This window comes from Piscinibacter sp. HJYY11 (assembly GCF_016735515.1).
Taxonomy (GTDB): Bacteria; Pseudomonadota; Gammaproteobacteria; order Burkholderiales; family Burkholderiaceae_C; genus Rhizobacter.
This window is the reverse complement of the sequence record NZ_JAERQZ010000001.1, coordinates 3,098,362-3,110,151: the sequence shown is the minus strand read 5'-3', so window position 1 is coordinate 3,110,151 and position 11,790 is coordinate 3,098,362. Positions and strand designations below refer to the sequence as shown.

The following is an 11,790-nucleotide window of genomic DNA, read 5'->3' as shown; positions in this document are numbered from 1 at the left end:
CGCAGTGGCGCGGGGTCGTCATGCACGCGCTGTTGCGCGCGGTGACAGCTTGGCCTTTTGGCCCGCGGCTCAGAACTCGAGCATCAGGTGCAGCACGTGCGAGCCGATCTTCTTTTCGACGCGCGGGATGTAGGCGATGCGCGGCGTCACGCCGTACCAGGTGCCGAGCGACACCGACGGCACCAGCAGCGGCTGGACCTTGTCGAAGTAGCCGCTCACGCCAGCGGTGGTGATGTCGAAGATGCCGTACTTCCAGGTGTAGCCGATGTAGATGCTGTCGCGCCGCACCGAGTTGCGATAGAACCCGGCGGTCCAGCCATCGGGGTGGCGGTAGTACATGCCGGGGTTGGTGTTGTTGTAGGTCTTGTCGGGCTCGTGATAGCTCACGAGGTGCAGACCGAAGGTGTGCTGCGCCTGGGCCTGCGCTTGCGCACAGGGCGCCACGGCCAGGGCGGTGAACAGCAATGCAAGGCGGGCAGGGCAGAACATGGACAGTCTCGCAGGGGTGGTGTATCTCCCCTGTTTTTTCGAACCCCGGCCGCCCGGCCTGTAGCGCCTGTTGCAACGCTCCCCCTTCAGAGGGGCATAAATCACGGCACTAGTTGGCGCGATCCTCCTTAGTTACGAGGGTGTCAAAAGAGACCCGATCCGTATACTTCCGCACACTTCGCAAGCAGTAGAAAGCATCAGGTTTCAGGGATGGCCCGCAGACGCGACAAGAGTGAACAGACCCTCGCGGCGATCGTCGCGGCGGGCATGGACATCGCAGTCCACAAGGGCCTCCAGAGCGTGACGCTCAACGCGATCGCCCAGAAGCTCGACATCAGCAAGAGCGGTGTCTTCGTGCGGGTGGGCTCGCTCGAGGCGCTGCAGATCCTGATCCTCGACGAGTACGAGCGCATCTTCGCGCTCACCGTCTTCATGCCCACCTTGTCCGAGCCGGCGGGCCTGCCGCGGCTCAATGCGATCGTGCACCGCTGGGTGCACCACGGCAACGAGCTCACCGCGCTCATCGCCTCGCACTACGCCGTCAACACCTTCGATGACGACCCCGATGCGCACCCCGATGCGCTGCGCACGCGCCTCGTCAACGGCATGATGGCCTGGCGCCAGACGCTCGAGCGCACCGTGCAGCAGGCCATCGAGCGCGGCCACCTGCGCGCCGACTCCGACCCGGAGCAGATGGTGTTCGAGGTCTTCTCGTTGCTCTCGGGCTTCCTGTACGACGCCCACGTGAAGCGCGACCCCAAGTGCTTCGAGCGCGTGATGGCCGCCTACGGGCGCTTGCTCTCGACCTACCGCGCCTTCGACCTCAACACCAAGGGCTGAGCGCCCTTCGCGGGCGGCCTCAGTCGGCCTCGATGACGAGGATCGGCACCAGCCAGATCAGGTGGCGCGGCAGGGTGATCAACCACAGGCCGCTGAGCCGCACGCCGTTTGCGTTGAGGCTCACGATCCCTTGCGTGCCGATCGTGGCCGACCAATCGCCCAGCCAGCCGCTGTAGCCCATCGTCAGCGTGCCCTGGCTCGTGCTTCCGGTGACGACACCGTTGGTGGTGGTGACCGTTTGGGTGAGGTCGACGTTGGTGAGGGTGAGGCGCGTCGTGCGGCCGTTGTGCGTGCTCGTGATGCTGGCCGACGGCGTTTGCCAGCGGTCGGTCGTCACCTGGGTCGCCCCGCTGGTCTGCACCGTGTGGCTGAGCGTCGAGCGGCCTTCGAGCCGGAGCGTGCGGTCCTGCTGGACCACGGTGAGGTTCGACTCGGTGCCCACCGACAGGTTGTCGCCGTTCGCGCTGATGACGGTCAACGTGAGTGCGCCATTCACCACCGACGTGTCGGTCGAGCTGCGGCAGCTGGCGAACTGGATCGTGTAGGTCTCGCCGGCGTCGGCCACGCCGTTGGTGAGGCTGCCGGTCGTGCCGGCGGTGGCGATGAAGCTCACCGAGCCGCCGCCTGCGCAGCTGCTGGTCCCGCTCGCGCCGCTGATGGTGAACACCAGGCGTGAGGCCGACAGCACGGTGGCCTGGGCGCGGGCGCTTTCATCGATCACCGTGACACCGCTAGTCGACTGCACCGTCTCGTGGGTGGCGCTGCTTGCGCCCGAAGACCCGTCATCGCCCCCACCGCCGCAGGCGGACAGAAATGCGCAGAACAGGGCGGCCGCGAACCCGCGATTCGGGCGTGTGGTGATGGTCATGGTCAGGCTCCTGGTGGCCAGGGCCTCAGTGTGCCGCGCGTGCCGGCCGCCCGCCATCAGGGAGATGTCTCAGGCGGTGTCGAGCACCCGCAGGATCTCGCGCCCATAGGCTTCGAGCTTCTTCGCACCCACGCCGCTGATCTGCGACAGGTCGTCGAGCGACGAGGGCTGCGAGCGCGCCATCTCGGCGAGCGTGGCGTCGTGGAAGATGACGTAGGCGGGCAGGCCGTGCTCCTTGGCCACCTCGGCGCGCCAGGCCTTGAGCGCCGAGAAGCGCTCGGTGCCGGGTGCGTCGAGCGGCACTGGCGGCGGCTTGTCCTTGGTGGCGCGCGTGGCCTTCGCGCCCTTGCCTCGCTTCGGCGTGTCGCTCGGCTGGCGCAGCAGCAGCGTCACCTCGCCGCGCAGCACGGCGCGTGCGCTTGGCGTGAGCTCGAGCGTGTTGTATTCGCCCTCGGTTCGCAGGTGGCCGAGCGCGATCAGCTGGCGCAGCACGGCGCGCCATTGCGCTTCGCTCACATCGGCGCCGATGCCGAAGGTGGAAAGCTCCTGGTGCCGGTGCTGCTGCACCTTGTCGGTCAGCTTGCCGCGCAGCACGTCCATCAGGTGCACGGCACCGAAGCGCTGGCCGCCTTGCTGGTGGAAGCGGTAGATGCACGAGAGCGCCTTGCGCGCGGCTTCGGTGGCGTCCCAGGTGGCCGGGGGGAGCAGGCAGTTGTCGCAGTTGCCGCACGGTGAGCTGTCTTCGCCGAAGTAGTGCAAGAGGCGCACGCGGCGGCAGTCGTGCGCTTCGGCCAGCGCCAGCAGCGCGTCGAGCTTGCCGATCTGGTTGCGCTTGAACTCCTCGCCGGCCGGGCTGTCGTCGATCATGCGGCGCTGGTTCACCACGTCGGCGAGGCCGTAGGTCATCCACGCATCGGCCGGCAGCCCGTCGCGGCCGGCGCGGCCGGTCTCCTGGTAGTAGCTCTCGATGTTCTTCGGCAGGTCGAGGTGGGCGACGAAACGTACGTCGGGCTTGTCGATGCCCATGCCGAAGGCGATGGTCGCGACCATCACCACGCCCTCCTCGCGCAGGAACTTGTCCTGGTGGCGGCTGCGCACGTCGGCGTCGAGCCCGGCGTGGTAGGGCAGTGCGTGGATGCCTTCGGCCTTCAGCCAGTCGGCGGTCTCCTCGACCTTCTTGCGCGACTGGCAGTAGACGACCCCGGCCTCGCCCTCGTGTTCGTCTTGAATGAAGCGCAGCAGCTGGGCGCGTGCGTTGTCCTTCTCGACGATCTGGTAGCGGATGTTGGGCCGGTCGAAGCTGCTGATGAAGACACGCGCGTCGTTCAGTGCGAGGCGCTCGATGATGTCGGCGCGTGTCAGGTCGTCGGCGGTCGCGGTGAGCGCGATGCGCGGCACCTCGGTGTAGCGCTCGTGCAGCAGGCTCAGCTGCAGGTAGTCTTCGCGGAAGTCGTGGCCCCACTGGCTCACGCAATGCGCTTCGTCGATCGCGAAGAGGCTCAGGAGCCCGCGCTCGTACAAGGAATCGAGCTGCGCCTGGAAGCGCGGCGTGGTCACGCGCTCGGGCGCGGCGTAGAGCAGCACCAGGCGGCCGCTCATCATCTCGCGTTCGATCTTCTGCGTGTCTTCGAGCGTGAGCGTGGAGTTGAGAAACGCGGCGTGCACGCCGGCCTCTTCGAGCGCCCCCACCTGGTCGTGCATCAGCGCGATCAGGGGACTCACGACGATGGTCACGCCGCGTCCCGCACGGTGCCGCGCGATCGCCGGTACCTGGTAGCACAGGCTCTTGCCGCCGCCGGTGGGCATGAGCACCAGCGCGTCGCCATCGGCGACCACCTGCTCGATGATGGCGTGCTGCTGGCCGCGGAAGGCGGGGTAGCCGAACACCTCTTGCAGGATGCGCAGAGGCTGGGTCGGGGGAGCGGAGGAGGGGGCGTTCGGCGACATGGCGGGAGAGAGCCGTCATGGTACGCGAGGGTCCGATCGGCGCCGCGTCTTTCCCCCATCGGAAGGGAACGGGGCGCCCGCAGGCAAACGCATAATCCGCCCAAGACGATAAAACGCGGGTGAGCACGGGCGCAGGCGCCTGGTCCAACCCGCTCATCAGAGGGAGGAGACCATGCCACATCGGCATCTGTACGTGCTCGTCGCGCTGGCCCTGCTCGGGGCCGGGTGTGCGATGGAGGTCAAGCGGCATCCCGTCGAACTGCTGGCCGCCACGCCAGAGCGTGGCCAGCGCTTCGCGACTTCGCAGGCCGTCGAGCTGGTGCTCGAGAGCGGCTATCCGCGCAGCATCGCCGCGGGCACCGAGTTCATCGTGGTCGGCCGCGTGGCCCAAGGCCTCGTGCTCAAGCCCACCCAGACCGTGCTGACGGTCGAGGGCGCTCACATGCACGAAGCCTATGCCGTGCTCCACGCCGGCCAGCTCGTCGGCTTCTACCCGCCCGTCGAACACGCTTTTGCCCCGCTGCCGCTGGCAGTTTCTCTCCCACTCCTTGAAAGGAAATCACCGTGACGCGAATCCTGCGCAGCGATCGGCTTCGGCATCGCCGTCGGGCGCGTGTATCCCGAGCTGGTGGACCCGGCCCAGGGCGCGAAGGAAGTGGCCGACACGAGCTACATCGGCACGGCCCTCAAGTGACCCCGGGCCGGAACTTGGGATGGCCCTGCGCGCGCGCCGCGTGCTAACTTAGCCGCCGGCGATACGCCGCCGCATCACCGGCCGCGCAGTCATGCTGCGCGGCCGGTTTTCATTTGAGGAAGCCTCTCCAGCATGACGTCACGCATGAAGCTCAACGCGTCTTCGCTCCTGCGCCAGGTCACCGTCGCGTTTGTCGCCGCAGGGTGTGGCGCAGCGGCCCTTGCGCAAGCCGCCGCCCTGCCCGTCGCCCCGGTTCGCACCGTCACCGACACGTACCACGGCGTGCGCATCGACGACCCCTACCGCTACTTCGAGAACAAGAACGACCCGGCCGTCGCGCGCTGGATGAAGGCGCACAGCGAGCATGCGCACGCGGTGCTCGCGCGCATCCCGGGCCGGCAGGCGCTGCTGGAGAAGATCCAGCGCTACGACGCGGCCACCTCGGAGCGGGTGGCGCAGATCACCCGCGTGCCGGGCGAGCTCTATTTCATCGAGCGCCGCGGTGCCGCCGACAACCAGTACAAGCTCGCGCTGCGCCGTGGCCTGACGGGCGTCGACCGGCTGCTGGTGGACCCGGAGGCGGTGGAAAAGAAGACCGGCCAGCCGCATGCGATCAACTGGTACATGCCGTCGGCCGACGGGGCGCGGCTCGCCTACGGGCTGTCGGCGCAGGGCTCCGAGGCCGCGGTGCTGCACCTGCTCGACACCCGCACCGGCCGGCCGATCGGGCGGCCGATCACACGCGCCGAGTTCGGCGGTGTCGACTGGTCGCCGGATGGCACGCACGTGGTCGTCAACCGCCTGCGTGCGCCGCGTGCGAAGGACAAGGCCACCGACAAGTACCAGCACAGCCAGGTCTGGCTGCTGCGCGCGGGGCGGCCCATCGCCGAGGCGAAGCCGGTGTTCGGCACGGCCACGCGCGGCGTCGACATCAAGCCCGCCGAGATCCCCATCGTCAGCTTCACGCACGACGGCAGATGGGCGCTAGGCATGGTGATCAACGGCACGCAGCGCGAGCTCGGGCTCTATGTCGCGCCGCAGGCCGGCGTGCTGGCCGGCAAGCCGGTGTGGAAGCGGGTGTTGAAGCCGTCTAATGCGGTGACGGGGGTGGCCTACTTCGACGACACGCTGTACATGGTGTCGCACCTGGGCGCGCCACGCTCGAAGGTGCTCGCGATGCGCCTCGACGAGCCCGACGTGCAGAAGGCCGAGCCCGTGATGCCGGCCTCCGAGCGGGTGGTGGTCAACGTGGCGGCCGCGTCAGACGCGCTCTACATCGAAGCGCGCGACGGCAACATCAAGCGCCTCTACAAGCGCCCGCATGGCACCACCGGCGCACCGGTGGAAGTGAAGCTGCCGCTCGAAGGCTCGTTCGAGCTGGTGAATTCCGAAGGCGGTGCCAGCGCCGCCAACCCCCGCCTGCCCGGCGTGCTGATCGACCTGCAGAGCTGGAATGCGGCGCGCCAGGTCTACGAGGTGGCGGCCGATGGCAGCGTGCGCAACACCGGCCTGCAGCCGGCCGGGCCCTACGACCAGCCGCCGGGAATCGTCGCCACCGAGGTGAAGGTGAAGAGCCACGATGGCGCGCTGGTGCCGATGTCCATCATCCACCGCGCCGACGTGAAGCTCGACGGCAGCAACCCCACCATCCTCTACGGCTACGCGAGCTACGGCTCGACCGAGGAGCCCTTCTACAGCCTGAGCCGCCTGGCGTGGCTCGACCAGGGCGGCGTGTACGCCATCGCCAACCCGCGTGGCAGCAGCGTCTACGGCGAGGAGTGGTACCGCGCCGGCTTCCAGGCGACCAAGCCCAACACCTGGAAGGACTTCATCGCCTGCGCCGAGTACCTCGTCGCGCAGAAATACACCTCGCCCTCGAAGCTGGGCATCCTCGGCGGCAGCGCGGGCGGCATCCTGGTGGGCATGGCCATGGTCGAGCGGCCCGACCTGTTTGCGGCCGTGATCCCGGCCGTCGGTGCGCTCGACATGCTGCGCATGGAAACCACGGCCAACGGCGTGCCCAACATCCCGGAGTTCGGTAGCGTCAAGACCGAGGCCGGCTTCAAGTCGCTGCTGGCGATGAGCCCCTATGCCCACATCAAGCCTGGCACCGCCTACCCTGCCGTGCTGCTGACACACGGCGTGAACGATCCGCGGGTGGAAGTGTGGACCAGCACCAAGACCGCGGCCCGCCTGATGGCCGCCACCACCAGCGGCAAGCCGGTGCTGCTGCGCCTGGAATACGACGCCGGCCACGGCATCGGCAGCACCAAGAAGCAGCAGCTCGAGGAACGGGCCGACATGCTGTCGTTCTTCCTCTGGCAGATGGGGGTGGCCGGGTTCCAGCCCTGAGGAGGAACCCTGACGAGGGAGCCCGGCCGAGGGAATGCCCCCAGCGGCGTCGCGCCTCATAATTCAGGCATTCCCGATCTACCTCTTTCTGGAGCGCCCATGGCCTCAATCAACAAAGTCATCCTCATCGGCAACCTGGGCCGCGACCCCGAAGTGCGCTACACGGCCAACGGCGCCGCCATCTGCAACATCACCATTGCGACCACGCGCAACTGGAAAGACAAGAACAGCGGCGACAAGGTCGAAGAGACCGAGTGGCACCGTGTCGTCTTCTACGACCGCCTGGCCGAGATCGCCGGCGAATACCTGAAGAAGGGCCGCCCGGTCTACGTCGAAGGGCGCCTGAAGACCCGCAAGTGGACCGACAAGGACGGCGTCGAGAAGTACACGACCGAAGTCATTGCCGAGAACATGCAGCTGCTCGGCGGCCGTGAAGGCGGCGGCGGTGGTGGTGGTGGCGACGAAGTCGGCGGTGGCTACAGCCGCGGCGCGCAAGGTGGTGGTGGCGGTGGCGAGCGCAGCGCCCCGGCGGCGCGTCCGGCGGCGAGCAAGCCCGCCGCGAAGTCGTCGACCGGCTTCGACGACATGGATGACGACATCCCGTTCTGAGCCCCGCGCGCTCCTTCTCCTGAACCACGCCGTGCCTTGCGCACGGCGTTGTCATTTCGAAGCTCGGAAAAGGGTCTTGTAGCAGTCATCTCGAGGTGAGACATTTGCTGCATGACCCTGTGGCTGATCCTCACCGCGACGCTGCCCACCACGCCGAGCGGCCTGCGCGTGCGCGTGTGGCGCGCGCTCAAGGCCACGGGTGCCGGCACGCTGCGCGAGGGGGTGTACGTGCTCCCCGAGCACGCCCCCACTGCCCGCGCCCTGTGCGAACTTGCAGCCACCATCCGTGAGGCCGGTGCCGAGGCGCACCTGCTGCACGTGCCCGCGCACGACGAGGCGCAGGAGCTGGCGTTTCGCGCCCTCTTCGACCGGCGTGAGGCCTGTGCCGAGCTGCTGCAATCGATCAGGCAGACGCGCGCCGCGCTGAAGAAGGCGAGCGAAGCCCAGCTGCGCAAGACCCTGCGCACGCTGGAGCAGCAGGGCCAGGCGATCCAGGCCAGCGACTTCTTCCCCGGCCCCGCCAGTGAGAAGGCGGCCGAGGCGCTGGCCGCGCTTCGGGTCGACATCGAGCGCCACCTCTCGCCCGGGGAGCCTTGCGCGGCCGATCTCGCCATCGAGCCGCGCGACATCGCCGACCACCAGGGTCGCACCTGGGCCACCCGCAAGCGCCCCTGGGTCGACCGCCTGGCCACTGCGTGGCTGGTGCAGCGATTCATCGACCGCTCGCCCCGTTTCATCTGGCTGGCCGATCCGGCGAAATGCCCGAAAGCGGCGCTCGGCTACGACTTCGACGGTGCCACCTTCACCCACGTGGGCGACCGCGTCACCTTCGAGGTGGTGGCCGAAAGTTTTGCGCTGCTGGGCGACCCCGCCCTGCGCCGCCTGGCCGCGCTCGTGCACTGCATCGACGTCGGCGGTGCGCCGGTCGATGAGGCGCCCGGCGTCGAGGCCGTGGTGCGTGGCCTGCAGGCGCTGCATGCGCGTGACGATGCCCTTCTCGCGGCCGCCGTGCCGCTGTTCGACGCTCTCTACGCTGCCCTGCAGCTGACCCGCGATGACCATTGATCCCACGATCGCCGCCCCGCCGGCGCCCCCGCAGCCCATCTCCCGCGCCGAGGCCTTCCGTTTCTGGCTCAAGCTCGGTTTCATCAGCTTCGGTGGCCCGGCGGGGCAGATCGCCGTGATGCACGAAGAGCTGGTCGAGCGCCGCCGCTGGATCTCCGAAGGCCGCTTCCTGCACGCGCTCAACTACTGCATGCTGCTGCCCGGCCCCGAGGCGCAGCAGCTCGCCACCTACATCGGCTGGCTGCTGCACCGCACCTGGGGTGGCATCGTGGCGGGTGGTCTCTTCGTGCTGCCCTCGCTCTTCATCCTGGTCGCGCTGTCGTGGGTGTACATGGCCTTCGGCCACGTGCCGGTGATCGCCGGGCTTTTCTACGGCATCAAGCCCGCGGTGACCGCGCTGGTGGTGCACGCCGCCTGGCGCGTGGGTTCGCGCACGCTGAAGAACGGCTGGCTGTGGGGCATCGCGGTGGCGGCGTTCGTGGCGATCTTTGCGCTGCAGCTGCCGTTCCCGTTGATCGTGCTGGCGGCCGGGGTGATCGGCTACCTTGGCGGCCGTGTCGTGCCGGGCAAGTTCAGCGCCGGCGGCGGCCACGGCAAGGCGGTGGCGGGCCACGGGCCGGCCGTCATCGACGACGACACACCCACGCCGGAGCACGCCCGCTTCAGCTGGTCGCGCTTTCGCGCCGTGCTCGTCGTCTTCCTCGGCCTGTGGGCGCTGGCCATCGGCGGCCTCACCGCGGCCTATGGGTGGGACGCCGTGCTCACGCAGATGGCCTGGTTCTTCACCAAGGCGGCGCTGCTCACCTTCGGCGGTGCGTATGCGGTGCTGCCCTACGTCTACCAGGGCGCGGTCGACCACCACCAGTGGCTCACCGGCCCGCAGATGATCGACGGCCTCGCGCTCGGCGAGACCACGCCGGGCCCGCTGATCATGGTGGTGTCGTTCGTCGGCTTCGTGGGCGGCTGGACCAAGGCCATCTTCGGCCCCGATGCGCTCGTGCTCGCCGGTGCGGTGGCCGCCACGGTCGTCACCTTCTTCACCTTCCTGCCCTCGTTCTTCTTCATCCTGCTGGGCGCGCCCTTCATCGAGACGACGCACGGCAAGCTGCAGTTCACCGCGCCGCTCACCGGCATCACCGCCGCCGTGGTGGGCGTGATCGTCAACCTGGCGGTGTTCTTCGCGTACCACGTGCTGTGGCCCAAAGGACTCGGCGGTCCCTTCGAGTGGGCTCCGGCCGTGATCGGCCTGGTGGCGGGCGTGGCGCTGTTCCGCTTCAAGGTGGGCGTCATCCCGGTGATCGCCGCCAGCGCAGTGGCCGGGCTCGCCTTCCAGATGCTGCTGCGCTAGCGATACTCACAGCCTGCACACTGCTTGCGCACCGCTTGCCCACAGGGTGTGCAGCACTTGTCCACAGCGTTGACCCCAGCGTCTGTCCCTTTCGATCGTGATGGAACGCAGAGGGGCACAATTTGCGCATCTCACACAGGAGGCATCCATGACCCCGCAACGTTCCCACGACGACGACGCCAAGCCCGTCGTCAGCATCGACAAGACCGACCGCCTCGAAGACCAGCTCGCGTTCAAGTCGCGCTACGTGCTCGTCTTCGGCGGCATCGACGACAAGAGCGCCTACGCCACCTGCCGCCGCCTGCTGGCGCTGTCGGAGGAGTCGGACGCCCCGATCACCATGCTGATCTCCTCGCCCGGCGGCCACGTCGAATCGGGCGACGCCATTCACGACATGATCCGCTTCGTGCGCGCCCCGGTCACGGTGGTCGGCACCGGCTGGGTGGCCAGTGCCGGTGCGCACATCTTCCTGGCCGCGCCGAAAGAGCGCCGCCTGTGCCTGCCCAACACGCGCTTCATGATCCACCAGCCGGCCGGCGGCGCCGGCGGCCAGGCGACCGACATCGCCATCCAGGCAAAGGAGATCATCCGCACCCGCGAGCGCATCGCCCGCGTGATCTCCAAGCAGACGGGCAAGCCGTACGACACCGTCAAGGTCGACATGGAGCGCGACTTCTGGCTGAGCGCCCAGGAAGCGATCGACTACGGCATCGTCTCGCGCATCGTCGAGACGCAGAACGACCTGGGTTGATCGAGGTCAGGCCGGGGCAAGACATAAAAGCCCTGGCCTTCCACAGCGGCGCAGGGCACGCTACGCTGCAGGCGTCCCGTCTTCCGATGCAAGGAGCGACCCGATGCCGCACTACGTCGATGGCTTCCTCTTGGCCGTCCCGAAGGACAAGATCGAGGCCTACCGCCAGCTTGCACAAGACGCGGCCGTCGTCTGGAAGGAGCACGGCGCGGTCGCCTACTTCGAAGGCCTGGCCGACGACGTGCAGGCCGGCCGGCTCACCTCCTTCCCGCAGGCGGTGCAGCTGAAGGACGACGAAGTCGTCATCTTTTCCTGGATCGTCTACAACTCCCGCGAGCAGCGCGACGAGGTCAACGCCAAGGTGATGGCCGACCCGCGCATTGCCAACCTCGACCCGAAGAGCATGCCCTTCGACAGCGAACGCATGATCTGGGGCGGCTTCAGCAGCCTCGTCGAGGCGTAACCAGTGGTTGCCGCTGTAGGACGGAACCTACAGCCGCGAAAGACTTTGCCCGGTTGTGGTCATGCCCGGCCGGTTTCGAGAATGGGTGTCCATCGACCCCGGCACACAGGAGCAAACGCCATGTCCCAAAGCGCACGCATCACCGGCCCCGTGGTCTACCGCGAGGGTGACGGTCCCAACATCACGATCCCCGAAGGCCCGATCGAATTCCAGGAGTCGGAATTCGACGTCACCCTGAGCTGGTCCGAGGGCGACACCCGCGGGGTGACGGCCATTCCGCTGAGCGACTTCCATCGCTACCTCGCAGCCCGCGCGATCCAGGTGGAAGGGCAGCCCAGCTGAGCTTGCTTCTTCAGCGGGTTCT

The 11,790-nt window shown here is 68.1% G+C and carries 12 protein-coding genes; 9 read left to right on the top strand and 3 right to left on the bottom strand.

Annotated features, from left to right (window positions below):
* Window positions 1-69: 69 nt before the first annotated feature.
* Entirely contained in the window at window positions 70-489 is a 420-nt protein-coding gene (locus JI745_RS14480) for a hypothetical protein (protein ID WP_201808111.1), read from the bottom strand.
* A gap of 210 nt (window positions 490-699) precedes the next feature.
* Between JI745_RS14480 and JI745_RS14475 the strand changes: the two genes are divergently transcribed.
* A complete protein-coding gene (locus JI745_RS14475) occupies window positions 700-1,329 on the top strand; it encodes a TetR/AcrR family transcriptional regulator (protein ID WP_201808103.1) in 630 nt (209 codons plus the stop codon).
* Window positions 1,330-1,348: 19 nt separating this feature from the next.
* Here JI745_RS14475 and JI745_RS14470 read toward each other — a convergent pair whose 3' ends face one another.
* Together JI745_RS14470 and recQ are read right to left on the bottom strand one after the other, a co-directional pair.
* Window positions 1,349-2,197, bottom strand: a complete 849-nt coding sequence (locus tag JI745_RS14470) for a hypothetical protein (protein WP_201808101.1) — start codon at window positions 2,195-2,197, stop codon at window positions 1,349-1,351.
* 69 nt (window positions 2,198-2,266) lie between these two features.
* Window positions 2,267-4,144: a DNA helicase RecQ gene (gene recQ, locus JI745_RS14465; protein WP_201808098.1), complete on the bottom strand. Its 1,878-nt coding sequence runs from the start codon at window positions 4,142-4,144 to the stop codon at window positions 2,267-2,269.
* A gap of 172 nt (window positions 4,145-4,316) precedes the next feature.
* On the opposite strand from recQ, the gene JI745_RS14460 reads away from it, so the two are divergent.
* The 8 genes from JI745_RS14460 (at window position 4,317) to JI745_RS14425 (ending at window position 11,768) form a co-directional block, all read left to right on the top strand.
* A complete protein-coding gene (locus tag JI745_RS14460; protein ID WP_201808096.1) occupies window positions 4,317-4,712 on the top strand; it encodes a hypothetical protein in 396 nt (131 codons plus the stop codon).
* Window positions 4,713-4,970: 258 nt separating this feature from the next.
* A complete protein-coding gene (locus JI745_RS14455; protein ID WP_201808094.1) occupies window positions 4,971-7,190 on the top strand; it encodes a prolyl oligopeptidase family serine peptidase in 2,220 nt (739 codons plus the stop codon).
* A gap of 99 nt (window positions 7,191-7,289) precedes the next feature.
* Window positions 7,290-7,799 (top strand): single-stranded DNA-binding protein, encoded by a 510-nt coding sequence (gene ssb / locus JI745_RS14450; protein WP_201808092.1) that lies wholly within the window; start codon window positions 7,290-7,292, stop codon window positions 7,797-7,799.
* A 111-nt stretch (window positions 7,800-7,910) separates the two neighbouring features.
* Window positions 7,911-8,864, top strand: a complete 954-nt coding sequence (locus tag JI745_RS14445; protein ID WP_201808090.1) for a chromate resistance protein ChrB domain-containing protein — start codon at window positions 7,911-7,913, stop codon at window positions 8,862-8,864.
* A complete protein-coding gene (gene chrA, locus JI745_RS14440; RefSeq protein WP_201808088.1) occupies window positions 8,854-10,212 on the top strand; it encodes a chromate efflux transporter in 1,359 nt (452 codons plus the stop codon). The genes JI745_RS14445 and chrA overlap by 11 nt, the downstream gene beginning before the upstream one ends.
* A 148-nt stretch (window positions 10,213-10,360) precedes the next feature.
* A complete protein-coding gene (locus tag JI745_RS14435) occupies window positions 10,361-10,963 on the top strand; it encodes an ATP-dependent Clp protease proteolytic subunit (RefSeq protein ID WP_201808086.1) in 603 nt (200 codons plus the stop codon).
* A 103-nt stretch (window positions 10,964-11,066) separates the two neighbouring features.
* Entirely contained in the window at window positions 11,067-11,426 is a 360-nt protein-coding gene (locus JI745_RS14430; RefSeq protein ID WP_201808084.1) for a DUF1428 domain-containing protein, read from the top strand.
* Between the two features lie 120 nt (window positions 11,427-11,546).
* Window positions 11,547-11,768 (top strand): hypothetical protein, encoded by a 222-nt coding sequence (locus JI745_RS14425; RefSeq protein WP_201808082.1) that lies wholly within the window; start codon window positions 11,547-11,549, stop codon window positions 11,766-11,768.
* Window positions 11,769-11,790: the final 22 nt, after the last annotated feature.